The sequence below is a fragment of the Pseudomonas sp. sp1636 genome (assembly GCF_030376615.1).
Taxonomy (GTDB): Bacteria; Pseudomonadota; Gammaproteobacteria; order Pseudomonadales; family Pseudomonadaceae; genus Aquipseudomonas.
The window spans coordinates 21,039-47,072 of the sequence record NZ_JARRAB010000023.1; the positions used below are offsets into that span (position 1 = coordinate 21,039).

Consider the following 26,034-nt stretch of genomic DNA (forward strand, 5'->3'; position numbering starts at 1 on the left):
CTAGCGCCCCACTCCACAGGATCGCTCACGAAGGCACACGTCTACCCGCCCCGCGCCCCGTGAAACACCACGGTGCGTGATGCGCTCCGGTTTTTTTGGTGGCAAAGGCCCGCTCCGCCATGGTCCGCTCCACCATGGCCTGCTCCGCTACGGCCTACTCCGGTTCCCGTGCATGCACGGTTTTCACCAATACCCACACCTGGTCGTGTGGGTTTTTTTTATGGCGATGCCTCAGATGTGCAGTAATGCCTTTGCCGGAACGGGTTTATCCGCGAAAAGCGCCTCAACACCTGCGAAGTTCGTGGCTGAAGCCGCTACAGGCTGCGACCGGACTCAAGCCATAACGGGACATCGCCGTTGCGGAACCATGCCCCGCTTATGGCTTGCAGGGGGCGGAGCTTTATCGCAGGTCGGCACAGCGCAGGCAGTACTCGGTGGCCGGCAACACCTGCAACCGCGCCGGCTCGATCGGCTCGCCACAACGCAGGCAGTCGCCATAGGTGCCTTCGGCCAACCGCAGCTTGGCCATGCCCACCTGACGCATGCCCGCTTCAGCCTCGGCCTGCAGGGCTTCCAGCACCTCATCGTTTTGCCGTTGCAGGGCCTGTTCGGCAAAGTCCGGCGAGTGGCTGCGGGCCAAATCCCGCCGAATCGCACTGGCCCGCGCACTGTACTCGGCGAACAGGGCATCGAGTGCCACTTGGGGATCGAAAGCAGACATGGAAGTACTCCTCGGTGGTCAACGACGAAACAACGCGCGGGCGCCCGACCCGACACGGCAACTCTCGGGGGCACGCGGCAAGGCGTTGCAACTGCCGCCGGCCGACCCGCAATGGCTTGCAACGGTCTATTAAGTGTGGACGCTGCCACACAGTCTGCATAACCGCCGGCAAAAACTTGTGCCGGGAGCCTGCGCCTGGATGGCCTGCGCAGATTCCGTTCGTTGGCCGGGCCGGCGAATGGGCGCATGCTTAAATCAGCCGCACGCAATTCAGCGCCAGAGCAGAGGGGCAAGGCCCGTGAATCCCATGAAACACTCCTCGCCGCAGATTCTCCAGGTCGCCAACGGCAAGCCGATCAAGCTCTGGATCCAGGGCGTGCCGCTCGAAGCCCAGGCCCGCCAGCAACTGTTCGAGACGGCGCAACTGCCGTTCATCTTCAAGCACCTGGCGGTGATGCCGGACGCGCACCTGGGCAAGGGCTCGACCATCGGCAGCGTGATTGCCACCGTCGGCGCCATCATCCCGGCCGCCGTGGGCGTGGACATCGGCTGCGGCATGATCGCCGTGCGCAGCTCGCTGCGCTCCGCCGACCTGCCGGACAACCTGCACGGCCTGCGCAGCGCCATTGAGCAGGCCGTACCCCATGGCAAGACCTTCGGCCGGCACGACCAGGGCGCCTGGGAGCGGGTGCCGGGCGCCGCGGAGCAGGCCTGGAAGGCACTGGCCGGGCGCTTCGCGGCGATCAGCGACAAGTACCCGCGCCTGGAAAAGACCAACAACCGCGTGCACCTGGGCACCCTGGGCGGCGGCAACCATTTCATCGAGGTCTGCCTGGACGAGCATGAGCGGGTGTGGTTCATGCTGCACAGCGGCTCGCGCGGGGTGGGCAATGCCATCGGCACGCTGTTCATCGAACTGGCCCAGGCCGACATGCGCCAGCACCAGGCCAACCTGCCGAACCAGGATCTCGCCTACCTCGAGGAAGGCAGCCGCCACTTCGCCGACTATGTGCAGGCCGTCGGTTGGGCCCAGGACTTCGCCCGGCAGAACCGCGCACTGATGATGCAGGCGGTGCTCGCCGCGGCGCAGCGGGTACTCGGCAAACCCTTCGTGGCCAGCCTGGAAGCGGTGAATTGCCACCACAACTACGTGCAGCGCGAGCGCCACTTCGGCCAGGAGGTGCTGGTCACCCGCAAGGGTGCGTTATCGGCGCGGCAGGGCGAGCTGGGCATCATTCCCGGCTCCATGGGCGCCAAGAGCTATATCGTCCGCGGCCTGGGCAACCCGCAGGCGTTCTGCTCCTGCAGCCACGGCGCCGGGCGGATCATGAGCCGCACCCAGGCCAAGAAGAGCTTCACGGTCGCGGATCAGATCCGCGCCACGGCCCATGTCGAATGCCGCAAGGACAAGGCGGTGATCGACGAAATCCCCATGGCCTACAAGGACATCGATGCAGTGATGGCCGCCCAGAGCGACTTGGTCGAAGTGCTGCACACCCTGCGCCAGGTGGTCTGCGTCAAGGGCTGAGCCAAAGCATCGCGCCGGGGTCGGCCCTCCCACAAGAGCAGCAGGCAACGCCTGGCAACCATCGAAAAAAAACGGAGCCCGAGGGCTCCGTTTCTGCGGGTCGCGACCTACTGCGTCAGCTTCTTGTAGCGCACGCGGTGCGGCTGGGCGGCGGCGTCGCCGAGGCGTTTCTTGCGGTCGGCCTCGTACTCGGTGTAGTTGCCCTCGAAGAACTCGATGTGCGAGTCGTCCTCGTACGCCAGGATGTGGGTGGCGACGCGATCGAGGAACCAGCGATCGTGGGAAATGACGATGGCCGCGCCGGGGAAGTCGAGCAGCGCCTCCTCCAGCGAACGCAGGGTTTCCACGTCGAGGTCGTTGGACGGTTCGTCGAGCAGCAGGACGTTGGCGCCCTCTTTCAGGGTCAGGGCCAGGTGCAGGCGGCCACGTTCGCCGCCGGAGAGATCCTTGACGAACTTCTGCTGGTCGCCGCCCTTGAAGTTGAAGCGGCCGACGTAGGTGCGCGAGGGGATCTCGTAGTTGCCGATGCGGATCTGGTCGGAACCGTTGGAGATCATCTCGAACACCGACTTGCTGCCGTCGAGGTCGTCGCGACTCTGGTCGACGCAGGCCAGTTGCACGGTTTCGCCGACCTCGATGCTGCCCGAGTCCGGCTGTTCCTTGCCCATGAGCATGCGGAACAGGGTCGACTTGCCGGCGCCGTTGCCGCCGATCACCCCGACTATGGCGCCCTTGGGCATGCTGAACGACAGGTTGTCGATCAGCGCACGGTCGCCGTAACCCTTGCTCACGTTGACGAAGTCGATGACCTTGTCGCCCAGGCGCGGGCCGGCCGGGATGTAGATCTCGTTGGTTTCGCTGCGTTTCTGGAATTCCTGCGACTGCAGTTCCTCGAAGCGTTGCAGGCGCGCCTTGGACTTGGCCTGGCGGGCCTTGGCGCCCTTGCGCACCCACTCCAGCTCTTCCTTCATGGCCTTTTCGTGGGCCGACTGCTGCTTGGACTCTTGCGCCAGGCGGTTGGACTTGGCTTCCAGCCAGCCGGAGTAGTTGCCCTCGTAGGGAATGCCGGCGCCGCGGTCGAGTTCGAGAATCCAGCCGGCGACGTTGTCGAGGAAATAGCGGTCGTGGGTGATCGCCACCACGGTGCCGGGGAAGTCGTGGAGGAAGCGCTCCAGCCAGGCCACCGAGTCGGCGTCCAGGTGGTTGGTCGGCTCGTCCAGCAGCAGCATGTCGGGGGCCGACAGCAGCAGGCGGCACAGCGCCACGCGGCGCTTCTCGCCACCGGAGAGCACGGCGACCTTGGCGTCCCAGGCCGGCAGACGCAGGGCGTCGGCGGCGACTTCCAGTTGGCGCTCGAGGTTGTGGCCGTCGCTGGCCTGCAGGATGGCTTCGAGCTTGGCCTGCTCGGCGGCCAGCTTGTCGAAATCGGCATCCGGCTCGGCATAGGCGGCATACACCTGATCGAGACGCGCCTGGGCGTCCTTGATCACACTGACGGCCTCTTCGACCACTTCGCGCACGGTCTTGTTCGGATCGAGCTGCGGTTCCTGCGGCAGGTAACCGACGTTCAGCTCGGGCATCGGCCGCGCTTCGCCGTCGAATTCGCTGTCGACCCCGGCCATGATTTTCAACAGGGTGGACTTGCCCGAACCGTTGAGGCCGAGCACGCCGATCTTGGCGCCGGGGAAGAACGACAGGGAAATGTTCTTGAGGATTTCCCGCTTCGGCGGCACTACTTTGCTCAGCCGGTGCATGGTGTAAACGTATTGGGCCATGAATAACCTTGGTTCTAAGACAAAAAACTGAAAAATGGCGACAGCAAGAGCATGGGTGACGGCACCTGCCAGGCGCGGCCCCCGGCCCCGCACTCCTGCGGGTTTGTCGCCCCCTGCTTAGCTGCGCGCGCGTGCGGCAAAGCTACCGGAATGCGCCGTGCAGGGCAAACGACGCTCGTCGGCGGCACTGGCACTTCAGCACGGTTATGGCATGCTAGCGCCCCCCCGCGCGCCCGATTGTTTAGCAGGCATCGGCACGCCCTGCTTTCATCGAGCCGTAACCGCAGGATCGTCATCAAGTGCCGAGCCACACATCACCGTCGTCACCACGCGAATCACTGACGCCCCACTGGCGCAGTTCGATCTCGGTAAAGGGCGCCCTGGTCGCACTGGTGCTGGGCATGTTGGCGCTACTGCTGTGGCAGCTGCAGCTGGAGTCGCGGCAACTGCTGGACAACCAGCGCCAACTCAGCCACCAATTCAATGCCCAACTGGCCAACCAGCTGAGCCTGAGCATGGAGCTGAAGGCCCAGGCCGGCCTGGCCATGCTGCGACAAAAGATCCCGGCGGCAGCCCCAGGTGAGCATCCCGAGCAGGTTCTAAACGGCCTGCAAAGGGTCTTTAGCAGCCTGCACAGCCTGGCCTGGCTCGGCCCCCGCGGCGACATCCTGGCCGACAGCCAGCCGCAGACGAATGACGCCCCCCTCCTCGCCAGCCTGACCCAACGCAGTAACGGCTCGTCTTATCATTATGCGTTCGGCCCCCGCGACGGCGGCCTGGTCTACCTGTTGCTGCGCCAGACCGAGGGCAACAACCCGAGCGGTTACTGGGCCTTGCGCCTGACCACCCAGGCGCTACGCAGTTGGCTGCACGAACACCATCGGAGCAGCCACCAGTGGCTGTTGGAAGACCGCCTGACCCAGCGAGTACTCGCCGACCAGTCCGGCGCCGCGGCCGCCAAGACCATCACCGCCGAAATCCTTGCCCAAAGCATTCTCCTGACACCGCTCAAAGGCAGCGACTGGCAACTGCGTGCCCTGTTCGACGAACGCCATGCGCGTATCCAGTTATTCCCCATGCTGGGCGGCAAATTCCTGCTGTTCATGCTCTGCTCCGTATTGACCCTGATCGCCCTGTACCTTCTGCTGCGCGAGCAGCGCAGCCTGCATGAACTCAATGCGGCCTCACGCCGCTCGCTGCACCAGGCGGCTAGTGCGCTGGGGGCCATCGAGGAACGCGTACTGCTCACCGACAGCACCGGCCAACTGAGCTACCTCAACCCCCAGGCCGAGGAACTGTTCGGTTTGCGCAGCAAGGACGCGCACCACTGGCACCTGCTGCAACTGCTGCCACAGCTCGACCCGCGGCAGCTGGACGGCCGCACCGCACACGACGAGCTGGGCGCCGAGCTGCTGGAGATCAAACAGGACGGCATGCTCCGGCTGTTCGCCATAAGCCGCAGCGAACTCGGCGAACCGGCGCGGCGCCAGGGCTTCGTCTGGGTGCTGCGCGATGTCACCGAGCCGCAGCAGGCCACCCGCGTCCTGCAGGAAACCCGTCGGCGCTACCAGGACATTTTCGACGGCACCGGCACGGCGCTCTGCGTACTGGATCTGGCCGCCCTGCCGGGTTACCTGCAACAGCAGCAGGTGCACGACGCTGCGAGCCTGAAGGGCTGGCTGCTCGCCCATCCGCAACGGCATGGCGAACTGCTGCGACTGATACGCTTGACCGAGACCAACCAGGTGGCGCGGCGCCTGCTCGACGCCGACTCCACCGAGCAGGCCTGGCAGCACCTGATCGACAGCGGCCCGCTGCAGCCCGAGGATTTCCGCACCCAGCTGCTCAACGCCCTGCTCGACGGCACCGGCCAGCTCGAACTGGAAAACCAGATCAACACCCCGCAAGGCCACGAACGTCACCTGTGGTTGCTGCTGCGCCTGCCGGAAAGTGCCCAAGAGCTGAACGCGGTGACCCTGAGCATCAGCGACATCACCAGTCGCAAGCAGATCGAACTGGCGCTGATCGAGCGCGAACGCTTCTGGTCGGATGTGGTGCGCGCGGTGCCGGACACCCTGTATGTGCGCGACCTGTTGAACCACCGCGAGCTGTTCAGCAACCATCACCTGGGCTTGCAGCTGGGTTACAGCGCGGCCGAGCTGAACGCGCTGGGCGAAGGTTTCTGGGAGCATATCCTGCACCCCGACGACAGTGACTATTATTGGCGCATCCGTAATCTGCAGCGGGTCGTCGGCGACGGCATACTGCTCGAGTCACAACTGCGCTGGCGCCATCGCAACGGCACTTGGCGCTGGTTCAGTCTGCGCGAACAGGCGCTGGCACGCGATACACACGGCCGCGTCAGCCGCCTGATCGGGGTGGCCAAGGACATTACCGAGCAGATCGAAAGCAGCGAATCGCTGCGCAACAACGAGCAGCGCTACCGGTTACTGGCGGAAAGCACCAGCGATGTGATCTTCTCCACCGGCAGCAACCTGCACCTCAACTACGTCAGCCCCTCGGTGGAAGCGGTGCTCGGCCATCAACCGGAATGGATCCTGGCCAACAACTTCCACAACCTGGCCGCCAACCCGCAGCAATTGGCCGGTCTGTCGATACTGCTCGACAGGGTGCGCGGAGCGCTCGGCAGCCCCCTGCGCATGATCGAGCTGCGTGAGCAATTCCAACCGCAACTGTTCATCCTCGACTGCCTACGGGCCGACGGGCGGAAAGTCCCGATCGAGCTGCGCCTGGTGCCGATGTGGGATGAAAACAGCCATTTCGAAGGCCTGCTCGGCGTGGGCCGTGACATCAGCCAGCAGCGCCGCTCGGAAAAAGACCTGCGCATGGCCGCCACGGTGTTCGAACACTCCACCGCGGCGATCCTGGTGACCGACCCGGCCGGTTATATCGTCCAGGTCAACAAGGCCTTCAGCCGGGTCAGCGGTTATTCCTCGGCCCAGGTGCTCGACCAGTTGCCCGGCATGCTTACCGCCGACCGCCAGCAGGCCAGCCACCTGCACTATGTGCTCAATCAACTCAATCAGCGCGGCAGCTGGGAAGGCGAAATCTGGCTCAAGCGCCGCAACGGCGAAAGCTTCCCGGCCTGGGTCGGGATCACCGCGGTGCAAGATGAAGAGGGCGACCTGGTCAGCTATGTGTGCTTCTTCAGCGACATCAGCGAGCGCAAGGCCAGCGAACAGCGCATCCATCGCCTGGCCTACTACGACGCCCTGACCCTGCTGCCCAACCGCACGCTGTTCCAGGATCGCCTGCACACCGCCCTGCAACACGGCGACCGGCATCAGGAGTGGGTGGTGCTGATGTTCCTCGACCTCGACCGCTTCAAGCCGATCAACGACTCCCTGGGCCACGCCGCCGGCGACCGCATGCTCAAGGAAGTCGCAGTACGCCTGGCCGCCTGTGTCGACGGCGACGATACCGTGGCGCGCATGGGCGGCGATGAGTTCACCCTGCTGCTGCAATCCGCCGCCAGCCGCGAGGCCGCGCTGAACCGGGCGATTCACGTCGCCGAGCAGATTCTCGCCAGCCTGATCCGGCCGTTCGTCCTCGAAGGCCGCGAGTTCTTCGTCACCGCCAGCGTCGGCATCGCCCTCAGCCCGCAGGATGGCAGCGAACTGAGCCAACTGATGAAGAACGCCGACACGGCGATGTACCACGCCAAGGAACACGGCAAGAACAACTTCCAGTTCTACCAGGCGGAGATGAACGCCAGCGCCCTGGAACGCCTGGAGCTGGAGAGCGACCTGCGCCACGCCCTCGAGCAGGGCGAGTTCGTGCTCTATTACCAGCCGCAGTTCTCCGGCGACGGTAAACGCCTGACCGGGGTCGAGGCGCTGCTGCGCTGGCAGCATCCGCGGCGCGGCCTGGTGCCGCCGGATGACTTCATCCCGGTGCTGGAAGAGCTGGGCCTGGTGGTGCAGGTCGGCGACTGGGTTCTGAGCGAGGCCTGTCGCCAGTTGAAGAGCTGGCACGCGGTGAAGATTCGCGTGCCCAAGGTCTCGGTCAACCTGTCGGCCCGCCAGTTCACCGAGGGCGCACTGGCTCAGCGCACCGCCGCGATCCTCGAGAGCAGCGGCGTTGCCCCGGCCTGCCTGGAGCTGGAACTGACCGAAAGCATTCTGATGCAGGATGTGGCGAGTGCCATGCGCACCCTGGCCGACCTCAAGCGCCTTGGCCTGTGCATCGCGATCGACGACTTCGGTACCGGCTACTCGTCGCTCAACTACCTCAAGCAGTTTCCCATCGACGTGCTGAAGATCGACCGCAGCTTCGTCGACGGCCTGCCGCAAGGCGAACAGGACGCGCAAATCGCCCGCGCCATCATCGCCATGGCCCACAGCCTGAACCTTTCGGTCATCGCCGAAGGCGTGGAGACCCAGGCGCAGCTGGACTTCCTGCGCACCCACGGTTGCGACGAAGTCCAGGGTTACCTGCTCGGCCGGCCCATGCCGGCCCACCAGCTCGCCGCCCAGTTCAGTGGCGCCGCGCTGTTTATGCTCAGCTGAAGCGCACTGCGCGGGGGGGGTTGGGCAACGCGCTAGCTGGCTGCCGGATCAGCCACGCCCCGCAATCGAGGAGCCGGCACGCCTGCGGCGCATGAACCCCGCTTGCCCAGCAGATGATCACGCTTCATATGCCGGACTGCGCCGAATGGGGTAGAATTCGCCCCCTCTCTCTACCGCCCAGCTGGTTTTCTTAGGGGATTTGCCATGTTCAGCCGTGATTTGAATCTTGCTCGTTTTGACGCCGAACTGTTTGCCACGATGGCGCAAGAAGCCCAGCGCCAGGAAGAACATATCGAGCTGATCGCCTCGGAAAACTACTGCAGCCCAGCGGTGATGGAAGCCCAGGGCAGCGTGCTGACCAACAAGTACGCCGAAGGCTATCCGGGCAAGCGCTATTACGGCGGTTGCGAATACGTCGATGTGGTCGAGCAGTTGGCCATCGACCGGGCCAAAGAGCTGTTCGGCGCCGACTACGCCAACGTCCAGCCGCACTCCGGCAGCCAGGCCAACAGCGCCGTGTACATGGCCCTGCTCAACCCGGGCGACTGCGTGCTGGGCATGAGCCTGGCCCACGGCGGGCACCTGACCCACGGTGCCAGCGTCAGCTTCTCCGGCAAGATCTACCACGCCGTACAGTACGGTATCGACAGCGTTACCGGCCTGATCGACTACGACGAAGTCGAGCGCCTGGCCGTCGAGCACCAACCGAAGATGATCATCGCCGGTTTCTCCGCTTATTCGCAGGTACTGGACTTCGCCCGTTTCCGCGCCATTGCCGACCAGGTCGGCGCCTACCTGTTCGTCGACATGGCGCACGTCGCCGGGCTGGTTGCCGCTGGCGTCTACCCGAACCCGGTGCCGTTCGCCGACGTGGTCACCACCACCACCCACAAGACCCTGCGCGGCCCGCGCGGCGGCCTGATCCTGGCACGCGCCAACGAAGCCCTGGAGAAGAAACTCAACTCCGCGGTCTTCCCCGGCGGCCAAGGCGGCCCGCTGGAGCATGTGATCGCGGCCAAGGCGGTGTGCTTCAAGGAAGCCCTGCAACCCGAATTCAAGGCCTACCAGCAGCAAGTGATCAAGAACGCCCAGACCATGGCCAGCGTGTTTATCGACAACGGTTATGACGTGGTCTCCGGCGGCACCGAGAACCACCTGTTCCTGCTCAGCCTGATCAAGCAGGACATCACCGGTAAAGACGCCGACGCCGCCCTGGGTCGCGCCTTCATCACCGTGAACAAGAACAGCGTGCCCAACGACCCACGCTCGCCCTTCGTCACCTCGGGCCTGCGTATCGGCACTCCGGCCGTGACCACCCGTGGTTTCAAGGAAGACGAATGCCGCGCACTGGCCGGCTGGATCTGCGAGATCCTCGCCAACCTGGGTGATGAAGCCGTTGAAGCGCGCATCCGCGAGCAGGTCAAAGCGGTCTGCGCCAAATTCCCGGTCTACGGCAACTAAGCTCAAGCACGGCCTGAACGAGCCCGGCGAATGCCGGGCTTTTCGTGGGCCGCGCAACCAAGCCATAAACGCAACGCCTGCCACCTCAGGCAGAGCGCCCAGCACCGGTAGAATCCTGGCTCTCACGCTGGAGACTTCACCAGCCTAATGACGCGGGGCGCCAAGTAAAGGCAAGCCTGTGCAATGGGTCTTGGCTATAGTGAGTGAAACCGCCCGGGAGTTTGTGCCATGAGCGAAACAGAAAACGAGCGCAGGCGCTTTCAGCGCATCGACTTCGATGCCCCCGCTGAAATCGTTCAGGGCGAGCGGCGATGGGCTGTCGAGTTGCATGACGTGTCGCTCAAGGGCCTGCTGATCAAGCGTCCGCAGCAGTGGCACGGCAACCCCAACCACCCCTTCAACGCCAGCATCCAACTCGCCGATGACGCCTGCGTGCAGATGGAAGTAGTCCTGACCCGCACCCATGGCGACCTGCTCGGCTTCGTTTGCCGGCATATCGACCTCGATTCGATCAGCCACCTGCGTCGCCTGGTAGAACTCAATCTGGGCGACGAAGCACTGCTGGAGCGCGAACTGGCAGCGCTGGGCGATGGCGACTGGGTCTAGCCGCCACGATTGAGCCAGCCTTAACCCCGTTTCCCCCTCGCGGCCGCGCCTGGTTGTCGCGGGTGGCTAACCGCGCCTATTCGAACAGGGCATCCAGCGCCTGCTCCAAACGTGTTACCGCGATCACCTGCAACCCAGCCGGCGCCTCCTTGGGGGCATTGCCCTTGGGCACGATGGCGCGTTTGAAGCCGTGCTTGGCGGCTTCTTTCAGGCGTTCCTGACCGCTCGGCACCGGGCGCACCTCGCCGGACAGGCCGACCTCACCGAACACCAGCAAGCCATGGGCCAACGGCTTGTTGCGCAGGCTGGAGATCACCGCCGCCAGAAGCGCCAGGTCGGAAGCGGTTTCCAATACCTTGACCCCGCCGACCACATTGAGAAACACGTCCTGGTCATGGGTGGGGATACCGCCGTGGCGGTGCAGCACCGCCAGCAGCATGGCCAGACGGTTCTGATCCAGGCCCAGGGTGACGCGGCGCGGGTTGGCCATATGGCTGCTGTCGACCAGCGCCTGCACCTCCACCAGCATCGGCCGGGTGCCTTCCCAGGTAGCCATCACCACGCTGCCCGACACTTCTTCCTGGGCGCGGGTGAGGAAGATCGCCGACGGGTTGGTGACCTCCTTGAGGCCCTTGTCGGTCATGCCGAACACGCCCAGTTCGTTGATCGCGCCGAAGCGGTTCTTCACCGCGCGCAGCAGGCGCAGGCGACCGTCGGACTCACCCTCGAAATACAGCACGGTATCGACCATGTGTTCGAGCACCCGCGGGCCGGCCAGCGCGCCATCCTTGGTCACATGACCGACCAGGAAGATCGCCGTGCCGCTCTGCTTGGCATAGCGCACCAGCAAGGCGGCGCTCTCGCGCACCTGGGACACGCCGCCGGGGGCCGACTGCAATTGTTCGGTAAAGATGGTCTGGATCGAGTCGATCACCATCACCTTGGGCTTTTCCAGGCGCGCGGCGGCGATGATGCTCTCGATGCAGGTCTCGGTCATGACCTTGAGCCGGTCTTCGGGCAGGCCCAACCGGCGGGCGCGCATGGCCACCTGCTGCTGGGATTCCTCGCCGGTGACATAGAGCGCGGGAAAGCGCGTGGCGATATTGCACAGGGTCTGCAGCAGGATGGTCGACTTGCCGATCCCCGGATCGCCGCCGATCAGCACCACCGACCCGTCCACCAGACCGCCACCGAGCACCCGATCCAGCTCGCCTGATGCCGTGGAAAAACGCGGCATTTCCTCGACGCTGACTTCTGCCAGGGTTTTCAGCTGCGCCTGCTGCCCCGTCCAGCCGCTACGGCCGCCGGGCGCAACCGCATGGGCTTCGATCAGGGTTTCGGTCAGGCTGTTCCAGGTGCCGCATTCGCCGCACTGCCCGGCCCACTTGGGAAAGGTGGCGCCACACTCGGTGCAGCCGTACATGCGCTTGGCCTTGGCCATGGAGCGGACTCCCTCAAACGAAAGCCCGCATCATAGCCTTTACCAGCCGGCAATCGGCAGCCTCTCAGCCCTTGCAGCCACCGCAGCAATGCGTAACAGGAGGCGCGAGGCGCGTGGCCAGCTGATCCTTGAGCTCAACGCGCTCGCGCTTCAATGCGGTCAAGGCGTCGTCGGCCAACAGCTCAACGCCATCTTCGACACGGCAAATACGCTTATCCAGCGCCTCGTACTCATCAGCCAGGCGGGCGAAGTCCGGATCGGTCTGACGCAACGCGTGCAATTCGGCACGCTGCTCGGGGAAATCATGAGCCAAGGGGTGATGTTCGATATGCATGCTTGATACTCCAGGGAATGACTGCGAGCAGCATATTCCCCTGCAGCGACTCCCCCCTTGACCCGGATCAACCAGCCGCACCGTGGCGCAGCAGCGTCTCGATTTCGTCCTTGAGGGTAACCCGCTGCATCTTCAGGCCCTGCAGCTGCAACTCGTCCATCGCCTCCCGGCCATCCATCACTTCATAGATGCGTTTATCCAACTGCTCATATTCTTCGGCCAAGCGGGCGAAATGGCCGTCAACCTGCAACAAGGCGTGCATTTGTGTTTCGAACTGTGGGAACTCGCGGCTGAGTGGATGATATTGCAATGGCATGGCGACACCCTCCGAATGTACCTATCAGACTAGCTCAGCACGCTGCTTCGCACCGAAATCCTAGACTACTGGCACGCAAACAGGACACGCGCGTTTTCTGGGCTCTGTAGCCGTTACGTCAGCCGCGGACTTTGCGGGTGTTTAGTCGGTGTTTTTTCAACGGCCTGCTCGACGATTTTCGTGGCTAACGCCGCCCCCTCCGGCCCGCCAGAAGCGTTACTGCACATACGCCACATCGCCGTCTTCCCGCCGCCGAGCGTCCGCCTGGCAAGCGCGGCGCCCTACATTACACTCTGCACTTCATCTACTCGGGGAGCGACACATGAGCATCATCAGCGAATTCAAGGCCTTCGCAGTCAAGGGCAATGTGGTCGACATGGCCGTAGGCATCATCATTGGCGCGGCTTTCGGCAAGATTGTCTCGTCCTTCGTCGGCGATGTGATCATGCCGCCGATTGGCCTGTTGATCGGCGGCGTCGACTTCTCCGACCTGGCACTCACCCTCAAGGCGGCCGAAGGCGACCTGCCGGCGGTGATCCTCAGCTACGGCAAATTTATCCAGAGCCTGCTGGATTTCGTGATCGTTGCCTTTGCCATTTTCATGGGGGTCAAGATGATCAATCGCCTCAAGCGCGAGGAGGCCGTGGCCCCCAGCCTGCCGCCGACGCCAAGCCCGGAAGAAACCCTGCTGACTGAAATCCGCGACCTGCTCAAGACTCAGCAACGCAAGGAGTAGAGCGGATCGCCGGATTTGAAGCGAGCCACAATCCAGGGTGCCACTCGCCGCAGGCAGTGCACCATGGTTCACCGGCGCGGCATAAAAGCCGGCGGGTTGCCGCTGCGCGCCTGATCGGCCGGCGTACCGGGCCGCCCTGCGCGCCGCCTCATCATCACCAGTAATTCTCCACCGCCACCTGTCCCGGCCGACGGGTCAGGCTCAACTGCAGGTCACGCTGTTTCAGCAGGGCACGGGTGTCGTCGATCATCTGCGGGTTGCCGCAGAGCATCAGCCGCGAATGCTCGGGCCTGAGGTTCGATCCGACGGCGCGCTCCAACTCGCCGCTGGCCAGCAGCGTGGTAATGCGCCCGCGCAGACAATCCGGCGCCTGTTCGCGGGTGACCAACGGCAGGTAAATCAGCTTGTCGGCGTGCTCGGCCAGGTGCTCCAGGTCTTTAAGACCGTGAATCAACGGCTGATAGGCCAGCTCGCCGGCGGTGCGCGCGCTGTAGACCAGAACGATACGTTCGAAACGCTGCCAGACCTCGAAATCCTGGAGGATCGACAGAAAGGGCGCCAGGCCAGTACCGCTGGCCAGCAGCCAGAGATCGCGCCCATCGACGAAACGGTCGAGCGTCAGGAAACCGAAGGCCTGCTTGCCCACCAACAAAGTGTCGCCAGCCTTGAGGCGACTCAGCTCGCCGGTGAATTCACCGTCCGGCACGACGATGGAGAAGAATTCGAGAAACTCGTCATGGGGCGCCGAAACCATCGAATAGGCACGCCAGACCGTAGTACCGTCGGCCTTGCGCACGCCAAGGCGGGCGAACTGTCCGGCCCGGAAACGGAATCCGGAATCGCGCGAACAGCGCAGACTGAACAGGCTCGGCGACCAAACATGCACGTCACTCAGTATCTGCCGGGTGAACTTGTCTTCACTGGCGGTCATACTTCACTCCCTTTCGCGCTCGGGCTACGCCCACAGTGTCGCGCAAAGCGCCGCCCACAAACACCAGCAGTCTATATGCCTATATTCGTTACGCCTTTTGCCCAGCTCGACCTGATCCGCCAGCCCGAACAGCAGGCCGACCCCCTGCAGGCCTTCGATGCCGCCGACCAGTACCTGCTCAATCACCTGCACGAGCAGGGCTTGCCCGCGAATACCCGCGTGCTGGTGCTCAACGACAGCTTCGGCGCCCTGGCGGCCAATTTGGCCGGCCAGGCCCAGGTCACCAGCAGCGGCGACTCGCACCTGGGCTACCTGGGCCTGCAGGCCAACCTGGCGCGCAATCGGTTGCCGGCAGACGCGGTCAGCTTCGTGCCGGCCAGCGCAACGGCTCAGGGCCCGTTCGAGCGGGTCGTGATCCGCGTGCCCAAGACCCTGGCGCTGCTGGAAGAGCAGCTGATCCGCCTGCATGGCCAGTTGGCGGACGGCGCCCAGGTCATCGCCGCCGGCATGCTCAAGCACCTGCCGCGCGCGGCTGGCGATCTGCTGGAACAATACATCGGCCCGGTGCAGGCCTCCCTGGCGGCGAAAAAGGCTCGTCTGCTGCTGGCCACCCCAGAGGCGAAGGCGCGGCCCCACTCGCCCTACCCGACTCGCTATCGCCTGGACAAACCGGCCATCGAACTGCTCAACCACGCCAATGTGTTTTGCCGCGAAGACCTCGACATCGGCACCCGCGCCTTTCTGCCGCATCTGCCCAAGCACCTGGGCCGGGCTCGGGTGGCCGACCTCGGCTGCGGCAATGGCGTGCTCGGCATCGCCTACGCGCTGGGCAGCCCGCAGGCCGAGCTGACCCTGGTCGACGAATCCTATATGGCCGTGCAATCGGCTCGGGACAACTGGCGAGCGGCGTTGGGCGAGCGCCCTGTGCATATTCGCCCCGGCGACGGCCTGGCCGAGCAGGCGGCCGATTCGCTGGATCTGGTGCTGTGCAACCCGCCGTTCCACCAGCAGCAGGTGGTCGGCGACTTCCTCGCCTGGCGCATGTTCCAGCAGGCCCGCGCCGCGCTGGTCACAGGCGGCGAACTCTGGATAGTCGGCAACCGTCACCTGGGCTACCACGCCAAGCTCAAGCGCCTGTTCCGCGGCGTCGAGCAGATGGCGGCCACGCCGAAGTTCGTGGTGCTGAAAGCGCTCAAATAAGCGCGCACGCGGCAACCCGCAGCAGAGTGGAAAAAACCCGCGAAGGGTTTCCACCCGTCGCTGTCCGCCGACCTTCGTGCCACCAGCAGGCCGTTGAAAAATGTAGCGAGCAAGGTTAGCCAAGGCCAACCGCAACCAAGCCCCGTTAGTACTCCACCTGCAGCTCCGCGCTGCTGGGTTCGGCCTGACAGGCCAGCGCCCAGCCCTGGCGGATCTGCGGCTCGCTCAGCGCCTGGTTGCTGCGCATGGTCACGCTGCCGGACACCACCCGGCACTTGCAGGCGGCGCAGACGCCGGTGCGGCAGGCGTTCGGCGGCTGCAGGCCGATTTGCTCCATGGCATCCAACAGCACCTCGCCGCGGCGCACATCCAGTGCATGCCGCCGGCCATTGAGCGACACCCAAAGCCGACTAGCGTCCGGGGGTGTCGCCGCAGCGTTGTGATTGTCCGGTTGCGCGGCGAAGCGCTCCAGGTGAATCCGCTGCTCTGCCACCTGCAGGCCGAGCAGTGCCTGGCGCGCCCCGTCCATGAAGGGTTGCGGGCCACAGATGAAGCAATCGGCCTCGCGCCAGTCGCTGACCTGCCCGGCAATGGCATCGGCGCCGGGCACGCCCTGGCTCTGATCAAACCAGTAGCGCACCTGCAACCGTTGCCCATAGCGCTGCTGCAAGCCTGCCAGCTCCTCGGCGAAGATCACCGAGTCGGCATCACGGTTGGCATAGAACAGACAGATCCGTGCGTGCCCCTGAGCCAGCGCCGCCTGCAGGATCGCCATCAGCGGGGTGATGCCACTGCCGGCGCCGATCAACAACAGGTCGCCATCGAGGCGGGCCGGGCTGAAACTGCCCGCTGGCGGCAACACGTCCAGGCTAGCGCCCGGCTGCAACTGCTCGTGCAGCCAGTTCGAGGCGCGACCAGCAGCCACACGCTTGACCGTGATGCGCAGCGGTTCGTCGCCCAGTACTGGCCGCGACAGCGAATAGCAGCGCAGCAGCGGCGGCTCGGCGCAGGGCACCTTGAGGATAAGAAACTGGCCGGGGCGGGCGGCGAAGCGTTCGCGCTGCTCAGCCGGCACGCGCAGCTCGAAGGAGCAGGCATCGCCCCCCTCCTCCACCCGGCCGCACACTTCGACCCGGACACTTTCGTCGGACGCAGACGGCGCCATCAGCGACGGCTGGTTCGGCGCAGCGCCAGCCCCTGGTTTCGGCAGTCCGCGCAACATCGGCCAGACCGATTGGCGGCGGAAGAGCAGCACATGGCCAATGTGCAAGCCGATCAGCCACAGCGCCAGGTTGGCGAAGAATTCATGCACCTCTTCGGCATCGCCCAGCCAGGCAACGAAGTCGATGTCGCCGGCGGCACCGAACAGCTCTGGCGAAACCCCAGGCAAGGCGGCCAGGACATCGCCGTTTTCGACCATGCCGAAGCCGATCAGGCTGGCCAAGGCGCAACTCACCAGCGTGCCGAAGGTCAGCCATTTGCCGACCGTGTCCGGGCTGGGCTTATGCGCCGGGGTTCGCGGCGGCAGCAAGCGCGGGAAGCCGCGCAGCCGCAATGGCGCGATCAGCAGGCGCAGCAACAGCAACGCGACCAGGCCGTAACCCAGCCAGATATGCAGCAGCTCGGCATCCTCACCGCTCAGGTAGACGGCGACGAAGAATCCGGCCAGTAGCCAGTGGAATAACCGGAAGCGGTTGAACGCGGCCACGATGGCAGTCCTCAGCAGAATGGAATGTCACCTTTCTAGCCCCGCTGGCTTAAGCGGAGCTGAATCCAGCCACGGCGGCTTTTAAGCTTCGTTTAAGCCAGCGGGCCTAACCTCCAGCCACCACCCCTGGAGAGCGCCCCATGCAAGCCACTCTGTTTGCCCTCGCCTGCTGCCTCAGCCTGCCGGCCCTGGCGGCGCCCGAGTCGGCGCTGATCGCCGACTACGCCGAACAGGCCCGCCAGGAAAATCCGGCCTTCAACGGTTTTTCCGCCGAGCGTGGCAAGGCGCTGTATTTCGCCGAGCAGCAGCGCAATGGCAAGGCCATCAGCTGCACCACCTGCCACACCGCCGATCCGCGCCAGGCCGGCAAGACCCTGGCTTACCGCAAGGTCGAAGCGCTGGCGCCGGCGGCCAACCCCGAGCGTTTCAGCAATCCGCAGAAGGTGGAGAAATGGTTTCGGCGCAACTGCGACGACGTCTTCACCCGCGCCTGCAGCGCCCAGGAAAAGGGCGACTTCATCACCTGGATCAACAGCCTGAAATAGGAGCGCGCCATGCGCCTCGGAAAACCACTGGCCTTCGCCCTGCTAGCACTCGCGGTGGTCGGCCTCAGCCTCGCCGCCGCCGACGACGAGCACACCCGCCGCTACCAGCGCCCCAAACGCCTGGCGGTACCGGCCGATGCCCCGCAGCTCTGGAAGGACGAATGCGCCAGCTGCCACATGCTCTACCCGCCGGGTCTGCTGCCGGCCCAAGCCTGGCGCCAGCAGCTGGACACGCTGGCCGCCCACTACGGCAGCAATGCTTCGCTGGAGCCCGAGCAAGAGCGCGAGATCCTCGACTTCCTGCTGCGCGCCTCGGCCCGCAACCGCCTGCCGGTGGAACCGGCACAGACGGCCGGCGAGCCGCCACGGATCAGCCAGACGCGCTGGTTCGAGCACAAGCACGATGAAGTCAGCGCCGCGAAATTCCGCCGCGAATCGGTAGGCGGCCCGGCCAACTGCGTGGCCTGCCACCGCGACGCCGAGCGCGGCGACTTCGATGACGACCGGGTGAAGATTCCGCGTTGAACGACACAGGCAGGCGGATCTGGCGAACATGCATGAACCGCACTGAGAGGCTGTGAAAACACCCTCGCCGATAGGCAGTACGTGCAGCTCGCCGAACAGGTTCGCGAGGAAGTCGCCGAGATGATCGAAAACTGCAAGCTGGCCGCCGAGGCCGACGCGCAACTGCACCGGATCATCGGCAAGCTGCCGGCCGGACGACAGCATGCCAGGCACTCCTCAAGCATCGCGAAACAGGTCGTGGGCATCGAGCAGCCGGTAGGCAATCTGCGGATGCTTCTCCAGGCCACGACGAATCGCCGCCGGGATCGACTGGCGGGTCTTGCGACAGAGGCCGGGCAATTCGTCGATATGGATGGCGATGCCGCGCATGCTGCGCACCTCGTGGTGGCCCGGGGCGATGGCCACGCGAAGACCCAGTTGCTCGTATAGCCGCCGTTGCAGGCGCTCGAGGTCGCTCAGGCTCTGGATATTCTCCAGGCGTTCGAGCAGGCGCTTTTCCTCCGCACGGGTCAGGCGCAGGATGCGCGAGTCGGCGTCGGGGCGGCCCTGCAATCGTTCGCGCCCGCAGTTGCAGGCACCGGGCGGACAAGGTTGGCGAAGCTCGGCAGAGGTGGTCATAGGCACCGATCATAGCCAGTCGAGGTCACCGTTGCCCACTCCAGCAATGGCTGTCCCGCCACGCACTGCACTGCCTCCGCCGTGGTGCTGGCGTTGGCTCGCGCCTCAACTGCAGCCCGCGGACGCCCACCGGGATGGCGAGCATCGCCGCGAAGGTCGAGATGTTGATGATGGTGCCCGGCGGCGGCTTGACCATGGCCGGTGTCACCGGACGCGGCGGCCGGATCGCCTTCGCACCCGGCTGATCCGCGGCGCCTGGCGCAAACGGTTTCCCATCCTGGCGCAGCGCGATCATTCAAGCGAACCGCGCGGCGCTTGAGCGTCAATGCACCAGCATGGCCTCAGCCACCTGCTTGCGCGTGCCTTTGCCGCGCAGTTGCTCGACCAGGGTCAGGGCAAATTCGAGGGCGGTGCCCGGGCCCTGGCTGGTGATGCAGTTGCCATCGACCACCACCGGCTGGTCGACGAAGACGCAGCCGCTGAGACGCTCGCTGAAGCTCGGGTAGCAGGTCATCTGCCGCTGCTTGAGTACCCCGAACGCCTGCAAGGCCAGCGCTGGCGCCGCACAGATCCCGGCGAACAACTTGCCGGCCTTAGCCTGCTGGCGCAGCCGTTCGGCCAGCGGCTCATGTTCAGCCAGGCGTTGCGCGCCGGGCATGCCTCCGGGCAGCACGATCAGGTCGAATTCCTGGGCCAGGACGTCGACCAGCATGGTGTCGGCGGTCAACCGGGTGCCGCGGGCGCAGGTAACCATGCGCCGGCCTTCGATGCTGGCGACCACCACCTCGACCTCGGAACGACGCAGTACATCGATCAAGGTCACACATTCGATGTCTTCGACGCCATCGGCAATGGTGACAAGGGCACGTGAAGTCATGTTTGCCTCCTCGGAAAACCCAACGATAATCGTCCACCGGCTCATGCCTGCACCGCTCGCGGACGAGCTGTTATGATGCGCGCCTTTTTCCAGATCGCCAGCAAAATCGTGCATATGTGCTTTGCTTGCGGTCTGCATATCGAAGGCGTAAGCAACGCCACAGGGAGTCCCGCATGCTGGAACGAATCTTCCACCTAAAAGCGCATCACACCACGGTACGCACCGAGGTTCTGGCCGGCCTCACCACCTTCCTGACCATGGCCTACATCCTCTTCGTCAACCCCAACATCCTGGCCGAAGCCGGCATGGACAAGGGCGCGGTATTCGTTGCTACCTGCCTGGCTGCCGCCATCGGTTCGGCAATCATGGGCCTGCTGGCCAATTACCCGATCGCCCTGGCGCCGGGCATGGGCCTGAATGCCTTCTTCACCTACACCGTGGTGCTGACCATGGGCCACACCTGGCAAGTGGCGTTGGGCGCGGTATTTCTCTCCGGGGTGATTTTCTTCCTGTTGTCGATTTTCAAGATCCGCGAGTGGATCATCAACAGCATCCCCATGGCCCTGCGCGCCGGCATTGCCGCCGGCATCGGGCTGTTTCTGGCGATCATCGCGCTGAAAAACGCCGGTATCGTGGTCGACAACCCCGCCACCCTGGTCGGCCTCGGCGACATGAGCCAGGGCAGCGTACTGCTGGCCTGCCTGGGCTTCTTCGTGATCGCCGCCCTGGCCTACCGCCGCGTCACCGGTTCGGTGATGATCGGCATCCTGCTGGTCACCGGGCTGTCGATCCTGCTCGGCCTGTCGCAGTTGAGCGGCGTGGTGTCGATGCCGCCGTCGCTGATGCCGACCCTGCTGCAACTGGATATCGCCGGCGCCCTGGATATCGGCCTGCTCAGCGTGATCTTTGCCTTCCTCTTCGTCGACCTGTTCGACACCTCCGGCACCCTGATCGGAGTGGCGCAAAAGGCCGACCTGCTGGACAAGGACGGTAAGATGCCCAAGCTCGGCCGCGCCCTGCTGGCCGATAGCACGGCGACCATGGCCGGCGCCGCGCTGGGCAGCTCGACCACCACCAGCTACATCGAGTCGGCGGCCGGCATCAGCGCCGGCGGACGCACCGGCCTGACCGCCTGCGTGGTTGCCCTGCTGTTTTTGCTCAGCCTGTTCTTCGCCCCGCTGGCCGGCGCCGTGCCGGCCTTCGCCACCGCGCCGGCGCTGCTGTTCGTCGCCGTGCTGATGATGGGCAGCCTGGCGCAGATAGACTGGGACGACCTTAGCGTCGCCGCACCGGTGGTGGTGGCCGCGCTGGCCATGCCGCTGACCTTCTCCATCGCCAACGGCATCGCCTTCGGTTTCATCAGCTGGACAGTGGTAAAACTGTTGGCCGGACGTTGGCGCGACCTCAACCCGGCGCTGGTGGTGCTGTCGGTGCTGTTCGTGATCAAGCTCGGCTGGTTCGCTTAATGATTAGTCGGCTGGGCCGGCGGCGATCCGCCTCGCCCTCGTGTAACCGCTGCCGGTGGGCTCAAGCCCAGCCTACGGCCAATTCGCAAATGAGTAGTCCATGAGCCGACCCCAGTTCGATCCCAGCACCTATGCCGCTCAGCTCGCCGAAAAGAAAGCCCGCCTGGTCGAGCTGCTGGCGCCCTTCGCTGCCCCCGAACCGGAGGTCTTCGAGTCACCGCGCGAGCATTATCGCCTGCGCGCCGAATTCCGCCTGTGGCGCGAAGATGGCAACCGTCATTACGCGATGTTCGCAGCCGGCGATAAGCACACCCCGATCTTCTTCGAGGAGTTCCCCATTGCCAGCGCGCGAATCAACGCCCTGATGCCGCGCCTGAAAAGCGCCTGGCAGCTGAGTTCGGCGCTTGCTTTCAAGCTGTTCCAGGTCGAGTTTCTCACCACCCTGTCCGGCGACGCATTGATCACCCTGTGCTACCACCGCCCGCTGGACGCGGCCTGGCAAGCCGAGGCGGAAAAGCTCGCGGCGGAACTGCAGGTCAGCCTGGTTGGCCGCTCGCGCGGCAAGCGCATCGTCATAGGCCGGGATTACGTCGAGGAAGAGCTGCAGGTGGCGGGGCGCGGCTTCCGCTACCGCCAGCCGGAAGGCGCCTTCACCCAGCCCAACGGCGAGGTCAATCAGAAGATGCTCGGCTGGGCCTTTGATGTGCTGGGCGAACGCGAAGACGACCTGCTGGAACTCTATTGCGGCAACGGCAACTTCACCCTGCCGCTGGCCACCCGGGTGCGTAAGGTGCTGGCCACCGAGATCAGCAAATCCTCGGTCAACGCCGCGCTGGCCAACCTGGCAAGCAACAACGTGGACAACGTCACCCTGGTGCGCCTGTCCGCCGAGGAGCTGACCGAAGCCCTCAATGAAGTGCGGCCGTTCCGCCGCCTGGCCGGCATCGACCTGCAAAGCTATCGATTCGGCAGCGTATTCGTCGACCCGCCGCGCGCCGGCATGGATCCGGACACCTGCGAGCTGACCCGGCGCTTCGACAGGATTCTCTACATCTCCTGCAACCCCGAGACCCTGGCCGCCAACATCGCCCAGCTCAACGATACTCACCAGGTCACGCGCTGCGCCCTGTTCGACCAATTCCCCTACACCCATCACATGGAGTCGGGCGTGCTTCTGAGCAGAAGATAGCAAGGCGCCTGGCTACCCAGCGCTATACCCGCGCTGTCACCTCTCGGCGGCCGGGCAACACCCCGTTTGCGCTTCTTGCCGGCGCGACAGGCGGATAGATTTCTCCGAACGCTCGGAGCTCGCCGGCGAGGTTCTGCACCCGCAGCGTCGTCAGGATAATGCTGCAACGGCCTTCATTAAGGGTGCACGATGTCTCACTGCGGATCTTTTCCCCCTCTTGTTTGCGATTAATTCACGCTAAGATCGTCACTGTTTCTGCGCCAACTGCAGAATTAAGCTTCAGGTTATGCCCCTATTCTTGGGAGGAATAGCATTGCGCGCACATAAGGATGTGATTGGGGCTCTGCCGGAGCTCTTGGCCGCACGCAACATCGATCAGGTCAAAGACCGGATTCAGCGCTTCATCAGCGCAATCGGCTTCGATTTCTTTCTGATCGGCATCGAAGACTTCCCGCTTACCGGGGCGCCCCAACACTCTATCCAGACCAACTACCCGACCACTTGCGTGGAACAATACGGCCGCCTGCAGTGGCTCGGCCGCGATCCGGTGGTGCGCCATTGCCGGCAGTCTTCGCTGCCCCTGATCTGGCATCAAGGACACTTCCTCGGGGACGCCTGCCAATTGCACGAGGAGTCTGCCGCGCACGGGATCTCCACCGGCGTGGCAACCGCCTTGCATGGCGCCAGGAGTAGCCGCGCAATGATGATCTCGGTGGCCAACGGCGCTTGTTTCAATGCAAAAACCCAAGCCTGGCTCACGGAGACCATGCCCATCGTCCATCTGCTGGCCTCTTACGCCTACGAGGCGATCAACCGTATCGATGAGATTTCCGCTTCCGAGAACATTGGCCTGACCCGACGCGAAGACGAGTGCCTGCACTGGGCCGCGGCCGGCAAGACCTCCTGGGAGATCTCGCGCATTCTCGGTTGCTCCGAAGCCACGGTGAATTTCCATTTCCGCAATATCATCCAGAAGCTGGGCGCTTCGAATCGGCGTCAGGCCGTCGTCCGGGCGCTGTCGCTGGGCCTGATTCGGCCCTGAACCGATTCAATTGACCAGCACTGCGCCGGCCTCGGCGCAGGGGTGCGTCAACAGGCTGCGCAGCTCCTGCCGTTTGAGCTTACCGCTGGGTGTTGTGGCGATATCTGTCACCAACTCTATACGGTCGGGCCGCAGGGCGCGGGGGTGGAGATCCTCGCGGATGCGTTTCATCAGGTCATGCACCAGCGCCGAGCCGGAATAGCCAGAACCGTCGGCCACCACGTAAGCACGTAGCCGCGTTAACCCTTCGGCGGTCACCAGAGGAAGGGCTGCGGCCTTCACCACACGCTTGTCCGCAAGCAGGAATTCCTCCAGCTCCTGCGGGCTCACCCAATAGCCGGATATCTTGATGCGCTCACTATCACGCGAGACGAAATACAACCCGTCGTCGTCGCGTACGAAGAGGTCATTGGTTTCGAAAATCGACGGCACGGGGTCAAGCATTTCACTCGCGCCGTTACCTAGATAACCGAGCATCAGGCAACCGCCGGAAACCCCCAAGGAAAACGCTCCGGACTCGCTACCACCAGCATGCACCCGCTCCGAATAACGGAAGCCTTCCACCCGCTGCAATGCAGCAGGGCCGGCGGCGGTCTCCGAGAGATAGGGGGCAAAGGTTTCGGTGGTGCCGATGGAGTCCAGCATTTGTGCACCGCTCCACTCCTGCCAACGCTTGCGGATCACCTGCGGTAGCCGCTCGCCGGCAGAGAGTGAGAGGCGTAGCCTGTCGAAGCGGTATGAGCGCGTCGCCCGCGACATCAGCAGGTGATAGAGGGTCGGCACGGCCAGAAACACGCTCACACATTCGGTCTCGATAGCTTCGAGGAAATCGGTGTGCTGTTGCCACTCCGGCAGCAATACGGCGGTGGCACCCACGCTCAGAGGTACATGCACACCCTGCAGGCCGAAGGAGAAGAAAGGTCCAGTGCTGGCCAGCACTCGGTCGCTCGCGCGGATATCCCACAGACGGCGGCTGACCATGCGCTCGAACTGCCAAAAAGCGCGGTGGCTGTGCACGCACAGCTTGGCTCGGCCGGTGGATCCGGACGTGGCCAGCACCAGCGCCGGGCGCAGGTCGAGGCTGGCGGCGATATCGCTCACCTCGCACAATTCATGCAACTCGACCCTCTCGATAGCCAGCTCAGCGACCGAGGTCATGGCTTCCGCGTCAATAGACACCGCACTGTAGTCGGCCAGAACCAGATCCGGGTCGAAGCTCTCCCACAAACCCTCGTAGTGATCTGCCGGCAGTGTCGGGTGCACCATAAACACTAAGTGCCCGGCACGCATGGCGCCCAACCAGTAGACGATATTCTCCAGGGTGGCCGAGCCCACCAGCGCGATGCGCTGCTGCCTGCGGCTGCCTCCCAGCCGAATGTTCAGCTCCTGTGCGGCAGCGACGGTGAGCTGTTGTAGCTGCCGGTAACTCAGGCAGCGGCGCCCCGCCGAACCGTGCTCCACCAGAGCCAGGTTCTCTCCGCGCCCGGCACGGACATGGCGGTCGACCAGCAGGTCGACACAACCGGGACTGGAATTAATATGAATCACGGCAATTCTCTCAGTGGATTGATCAATTAGCCTGACCTTCAGCTCAAGCTGGCCTTCAACTAAATCGTCCCGATTCGTCGAGTGGCTCACATGGCCATTTTTATCCCCTCGTCCAGCGGCGTTGAGCGACTGAATCCGCCCTCCGCTACCGTGCCGGCACGAAACATTGCCAATAAGCTTTTCAGGGTTGCATTGGGGTTGGCGCGTTGAAATATGTTGCGGCCGACGCAGATGCCATCGGCGTCGTAGCGCACCACGGCACTGGCAAGCTCCAGTAGCGCACGCTCATCGGCTAGCACGCCTCCGGCGAAGAGCACCGGCGTATGGCCCCGAATGCCGTCAAGCAACTCCGGTATTCGCTCCAGTGTTGCCGGCGCGGCGACCTTGAGCGCATCGACCCCCAGCTCAACCGCGGCGCGCATAAAGTGCCGCATGCAGGTAAGGCTCTGACCATTCGTCGGGGTCTTGTCATAGACCATGTTCAGCACCGGCATGCCCCAGGCATGCGCCTCGTCCACCACCCGCCCGATCAGACGCAGGTTGTGGGAGGCGGTGGCGGCAGAGAAATTGGTTTGCAGCGAAACCGCGTCGGCGCCCAGGCGCACGGCAGCCTCCACGCTGGTAACCAATTGTTTCAAGTCGGGCTGTTCATCCATGCTCACCGAGCCGTTGAGTTGGATCGTCAAACCACAGCCAAGTCCGCCAGCGAGCCGCTCGGCAAAGCCTTTGTGCAGTACTACGCCGGTGACGGCCTCCGCACTCAGCCAACGCAAGATGTCTTCGGGCCGGTTGATCCCGGCTATGGGCCCCAGGGTCAGGCCGTGATCCAGCGGTACCACCAGAGCCTTAGCGGATTGTGGATCGACGAAGCGCTTCCAGCGCCGTTTGCGTGCCATTTCACTCATTGAGATGTCTCCTTTCGCTGTGTTCTGAGTCGA

22 protein-coding genes are annotated in these 26,034 nt (G+C 64.3%); 11 read left to right on the forward strand and 11 right to left on the reverse strand.

Annotated features, from left to right (window positions below; genetic code table 11):
* Nucleotides 1–400 precede the first annotated feature (400 nt).
* Nucleotides 401–721, reverse strand: a complete 321-nt coding sequence (locus tag P8H27_RS18830) for a TraR/DksA family transcriptional regulator (protein WP_289639249.1) — start codon at nucleotides 719–721, stop codon at nucleotides 401–403.
* A gap of 307 nt (nucleotides 722–1,028) precedes the next feature.
* Between P8H27_RS18830 and P8H27_RS18835 the strand changes: the two genes are divergently transcribed.
* On the forward strand, nucleotides 1,029–2,249 hold the full coding sequence (locus P8H27_RS18835) for an RtcB family protein (RefSeq protein ID WP_289639291.1): 1,221 nt from the start codon (nucleotides 1,029–1,031) through the stop codon (nucleotides 2,247–2,249).
* A gap of 107 nt (nucleotides 2,250–2,356) precedes the next feature.
* Here the strand turns inward: P8H27_RS18835 and ettA are convergent, their stop codons facing one another.
* Nucleotides 2,357–4,024: an energy-dependent translational throttle protein EttA gene (gene ettA, locus P8H27_RS18840; RefSeq protein WP_289639250.1), complete on the reverse strand. Its 1,668-nt coding sequence runs from the start codon at nucleotides 4,022–4,024 to the stop codon at nucleotides 2,357–2,359.
* A gap of 401 nt (nucleotides 4,025–4,425) precedes the next feature.
* Between ettA and P8H27_RS18845 the strand changes: the two genes are divergently transcribed.
* From P8H27_RS18845 to P8H27_RS18855, 3 genes are all read left to right on the forward strand, one after another.
* The gene (locus tag P8H27_RS18845; protein ID WP_289639251.1) at nucleotides 4,426–8,553 is read left to right on the forward strand and encodes an EAL domain-containing protein; all 4,128 of its coding nucleotides are present in this window, start codon (nucleotides 4,426–4,428) and stop codon (nucleotides 8,551–8,553) included.
* 204 nt (nucleotides 8,554–8,757) lie between these two features.
* On the forward strand, nucleotides 8,758–10,014 hold the full coding sequence (glyA, locus tag P8H27_RS18850; RefSeq protein WP_289639252.1) for a serine hydroxymethyltransferase: 1,257 nt from the start codon (nucleotides 8,758–8,760) through the stop codon (nucleotides 10,012–10,014).
* Between the two features lie 228 nt (nucleotides 10,015–10,242).
* Complete coding sequence (locus P8H27_RS18855; protein ID WP_289639253.1) at nucleotides 10,243–10,620, forward strand: PilZ domain-containing protein; 378 nt, start codon at nucleotides 10,243–10,245, stop codon at nucleotides 10,618–10,620.
* Between the two features lie 76 nt (nucleotides 10,621–10,696).
* Here the strand turns inward: P8H27_RS18855 and radA are convergent, their stop codons facing one another.
* From radA to P8H27_RS18870, 3 genes are all read right to left on the reverse strand, one after another.
* Nucleotides 10,697–12,061 carry a DNA repair protein RadA gene (gene radA / locus P8H27_RS18860; protein WP_289639254.1) on the reverse strand — a complete coding sequence of 455 codons (1,365 nt, stop codon included), beginning with the start codon at nucleotides 12,059–12,061 and terminating at the stop codon, nucleotides 10,697–10,699.
* Nucleotides 12,062–12,125: 64 nt separating this feature from the next.
* Nucleotides 12,126–12,395, reverse strand: coding sequence for a YdcH family protein (locus P8H27_RS18865; protein WP_289639255.1), 270 nt, complete (start codon nucleotides 12,393–12,395; stop codon nucleotides 12,126–12,128).
* A gap of 67 nt (nucleotides 12,396–12,462) precedes the next feature.
* Nucleotides 12,463–12,711, reverse strand: a complete 249-nt coding sequence (locus P8H27_RS18870) for a YdcH family protein (protein WP_289639256.1) — start codon at nucleotides 12,709–12,711, stop codon at nucleotides 12,463–12,465.
* 322 nt (nucleotides 12,712–13,033) lie between these two features.
* Between P8H27_RS18870 and mscL the strand changes: the two genes are divergently transcribed.
* Nucleotides 13,034–13,447: a large-conductance mechanosensitive channel protein MscL gene (gene mscL, locus P8H27_RS18875; protein WP_289639257.1), complete on the forward strand. Its 414-nt coding sequence runs from the start codon at nucleotides 13,034–13,036 to the stop codon at nucleotides 13,445–13,447.
* 154 nt (nucleotides 13,448–13,601) lie between these two features.
* Here the strand turns inward: mscL and P8H27_RS18880 are convergent, their stop codons facing one another.
* A complete protein-coding gene (locus tag P8H27_RS18880) occupies nucleotides 13,602–14,378 on the reverse strand; it encodes a ferredoxin--NADP reductase (protein WP_289639258.1) in 777 nt (258 codons plus the stop codon).
* Nucleotides 14,379–14,453: 75 nt separating this feature from the next.
* On the opposite strand from P8H27_RS18880, the gene P8H27_RS18885 reads away from it, so the two are divergent.
* A complete protein-coding gene (locus P8H27_RS18885) occupies nucleotides 14,454–15,578 on the forward strand; it encodes a class I SAM-dependent methyltransferase (RefSeq protein WP_289639259.1) in 1,125 nt (374 codons plus the stop codon).
* Nucleotides 15,579–15,723: 145 nt separating this feature from the next.
* Here the strand turns inward: P8H27_RS18885 and P8H27_RS18890 are convergent, their stop codons facing one another.
* Nucleotides 15,724–17,286, reverse strand: a complete 1,563-nt coding sequence (locus tag P8H27_RS18890) for a 2Fe-2S iron-sulfur cluster-binding protein (protein ID WP_289639260.1) — start codon at nucleotides 17,284–17,286, stop codon at nucleotides 15,724–15,726.
* 140 nt (nucleotides 17,287–17,426) lie between these two features.
* Between P8H27_RS18890 and P8H27_RS18895 the strand changes: the two genes are divergently transcribed.
* Nucleotides 17,427–17,831 (forward strand): DUF1924 domain-containing protein, encoded by a 405-nt coding sequence (locus P8H27_RS18895; protein ID WP_289639261.1) that lies wholly within the window; start codon nucleotides 17,427–17,429, stop codon nucleotides 17,829–17,831.
* Nucleotides 17,832–17,840: 9 nt separating this feature from the next.
* Entirely contained in the window at nucleotides 17,841–18,356 is a 516-nt protein-coding gene (locus tag P8H27_RS18900) for a hypothetical protein (RefSeq protein WP_289639262.1), read from the forward strand.
* A gap of 216 nt (nucleotides 18,357–18,572) precedes the next feature.
* Here the strand turns inward: P8H27_RS18900 and P8H27_RS18905 are convergent, their stop codons facing one another.
* Together P8H27_RS18905 and P8H27_RS18910 are read right to left on the reverse strand one after the other, a co-directional pair.
* Complete coding sequence (locus P8H27_RS18905) at nucleotides 18,573–18,974, reverse strand: hypothetical protein (protein ID WP_289639263.1); 402 nt, start codon at nucleotides 18,972–18,974, stop codon at nucleotides 18,573–18,575.
* 322 nt (nucleotides 18,975–19,296) lie between these two features.
* Nucleotides 19,297–19,851 carry a DJ-1 family glyoxalase III gene (locus tag P8H27_RS18910; RefSeq protein WP_289639264.1) on the reverse strand — a complete coding sequence of 185 codons (555 nt, stop codon included), beginning with the start codon at nucleotides 19,849–19,851 and terminating at the stop codon, nucleotides 19,297–19,299.
* Nucleotides 19,852–20,024: 173 nt separating this feature from the next.
* On the opposite strand from P8H27_RS18910, the gene P8H27_RS18915 reads away from it, so the two are divergent.
* The 3 genes from P8H27_RS18915 to P8H27_RS18925 all read left to right on the forward strand — a co-directional run bounded on the left by P8H27_RS18915 (nucleotide 20,025) and on the right by P8H27_RS18925 (nucleotide 23,548).
* Nucleotides 20,025–21,317, forward strand: coding sequence for an NCS2 family permease (locus tag P8H27_RS18915; RefSeq protein ID WP_289639265.1), 1,293 nt, complete (start codon nucleotides 20,025–20,027; stop codon nucleotides 21,315–21,317).
* A 100-nt stretch (nucleotides 21,318–21,417) separates the two neighbouring features.
* Complete coding sequence (gene trmA / locus P8H27_RS18920; protein ID WP_289639266.1) at nucleotides 21,418–22,506, forward strand: tRNA (uridine(54)-C5)-methyltransferase TrmA; 1,089 nt, start codon at nucleotides 21,418–21,420, stop codon at nucleotides 22,504–22,506.
* Between the two features lie 313 nt (nucleotides 22,507–22,819).
* Nucleotides 22,820–23,548: an autoinducer binding domain-containing protein gene (locus P8H27_RS18925; RefSeq protein ID WP_289639267.1), complete on the forward strand. Its 729-nt coding sequence runs from the start codon at nucleotides 22,820–22,822 to the stop codon at nucleotides 23,546–23,548.
* 6 nt (nucleotides 23,549–23,554) lie between these two features.
* Here the strand turns inward: P8H27_RS18925 and P8H27_RS18930 are convergent, their stop codons facing one another.
* Together P8H27_RS18930 and P8H27_RS18935 are read right to left on the reverse strand one after the other, a co-directional pair.
* Complete coding sequence (locus tag P8H27_RS18930; RefSeq protein ID WP_289639268.1) at nucleotides 23,555–25,186, reverse strand: AMP-binding protein; 1,632 nt, start codon at nucleotides 25,184–25,186, stop codon at nucleotides 23,555–23,557.
* Nucleotides 25,183–26,001 carry a class I fructose-bisphosphate aldolase gene (locus P8H27_RS18935; protein WP_289639269.1) on the reverse strand — a complete coding sequence of 273 codons (819 nt, stop codon included), beginning with the start codon at nucleotides 25,999–26,001 and terminating at the stop codon, nucleotides 25,183–25,185. Before P8H27_RS18935 ends, P8H27_RS18930 begins: the two co-directional genes overlap by 4 nt.
* Nucleotides 26,002–26,034: the final 33 nt, after the last annotated feature.

What these genes read in the sequence shown, in the direction of transcription:
- P8H27_RS18830 (WP_289639249.1), bottom strand. Translation starts at nt 721, where the DNA reads ATGTCTGCTTTCGATCCCCAAGTGGCACTCGATGCCCTGTTCGCCGAG.
- P8H27_RS18835 (WP_289639291.1), top strand. Translation starts at nt 1,029, where the DNA reads ATGAAACACTCCTCGCCGCAGATTCTCCAGGTCGCCAACGGCAAGCCG.
- ettA (WP_289639250.1), bottom strand. Translation starts at nt 4,024, where the DNA reads ATGGCCCAATACGTTTACACCATGCACCGGCTGAGCAAAGTAGTGCCG.
- P8H27_RS18845 (WP_289639251.1), top strand. Translation starts at nt 4,426, where the DNA reads ATGTTGGCGCTACTGCTGTGGCAGCTGCAGCTGGAGTCGCGGCAACTG.
- glyA (WP_289639252.1), top strand. Translation starts at nt 8,758, where the DNA reads ATGTTCAGCCGTGATTTGAATCTTGCTCGTTTTGACGCCGAACTGTTT.
- P8H27_RS18855 (WP_289639253.1), top strand. Translation starts at nt 10,243, where the DNA reads ATGAGCGAAACAGAAAACGAGCGCAGGCGCTTTCAGCGCATCGACTTC.
- radA (WP_289639254.1), bottom strand. Translation starts at nt 12,061, where the DNA reads ATGGCCAAGGCCAAGCGCATGTACGGCTGCACCGAGTGTGGCGCCACC.
- P8H27_RS18865 (WP_289639255.1), bottom strand. Translation starts at nt 12,395, where the DNA reads ATGCATATCGAACATCACCCCTTGGCTCATGATTTCCCCGAGCAGCGT.
- P8H27_RS18870 (WP_289639256.1), bottom strand. Translation starts at nt 12,711, where the DNA reads ATGCCATTGCAATATCATCCACTCAGCCGCGAGTTCCCACAGTTCGAA.
- mscL (WP_289639257.1), top strand. Translation starts at nt 13,034, where the DNA reads ATGAGCATCATCAGCGAATTCAAGGCCTTCGCAGTCAAGGGCAATGTG.
- P8H27_RS18880 (WP_289639258.1), bottom strand. Translation starts at nt 14,378, where the DNA reads ATGACCGCCAGTGAAGACAAGTTCACCCGGCAGATACTGAGTGACGTG.
- P8H27_RS18885 (WP_289639259.1), top strand. Translation starts at nt 14,454, where the DNA reads ATGCCTATATTCGTTACGCCTTTTGCCCAGCTCGACCTGATCCGCCAG.
- P8H27_RS18895 (WP_289639261.1), top strand. Translation starts at nt 17,427, where the DNA reads ATGCAAGCCACTCTGTTTGCCCTCGCCTGCTGCCTCAGCCTGCCGGCC.
- P8H27_RS18900 (WP_289639262.1), top strand. Translation starts at nt 17,841, where the DNA reads ATGCGCCTCGGAAAACCACTGGCCTTCGCCCTGCTAGCACTCGCGGTG.
- P8H27_RS18905 (WP_289639263.1), bottom strand. Translation starts at nt 18,974, where the DNA reads ATGACCACCTCTGCCGAGCTTCGCCAACCTTGTCCGCCCGGTGCCTGC.
- P8H27_RS18910 (WP_289639264.1), bottom strand. Translation starts at nt 19,851, where the DNA reads ATGACTTCACGTGCCCTTGTCACCATTGCCGATGGCGTCGAAGACATC.
- P8H27_RS18915 (WP_289639265.1), top strand. Translation starts at nt 20,025, where the DNA reads ATGCTGGAACGAATCTTCCACCTAAAAGCGCATCACACCACGGTACGC.
- trmA (WP_289639266.1), top strand. Translation starts at nt 21,418, where the DNA reads ATGAGCCGACCCCAGTTCGATCCCAGCACCTATGCCGCTCAGCTCGCC.
- P8H27_RS18935 (WP_289639269.1), bottom strand. Translation starts at nt 26,001, where the DNA reads ATGAGTGAAATGGCACGCAAACGGCGCTGGAAGCGCTTCGTCGATCCA.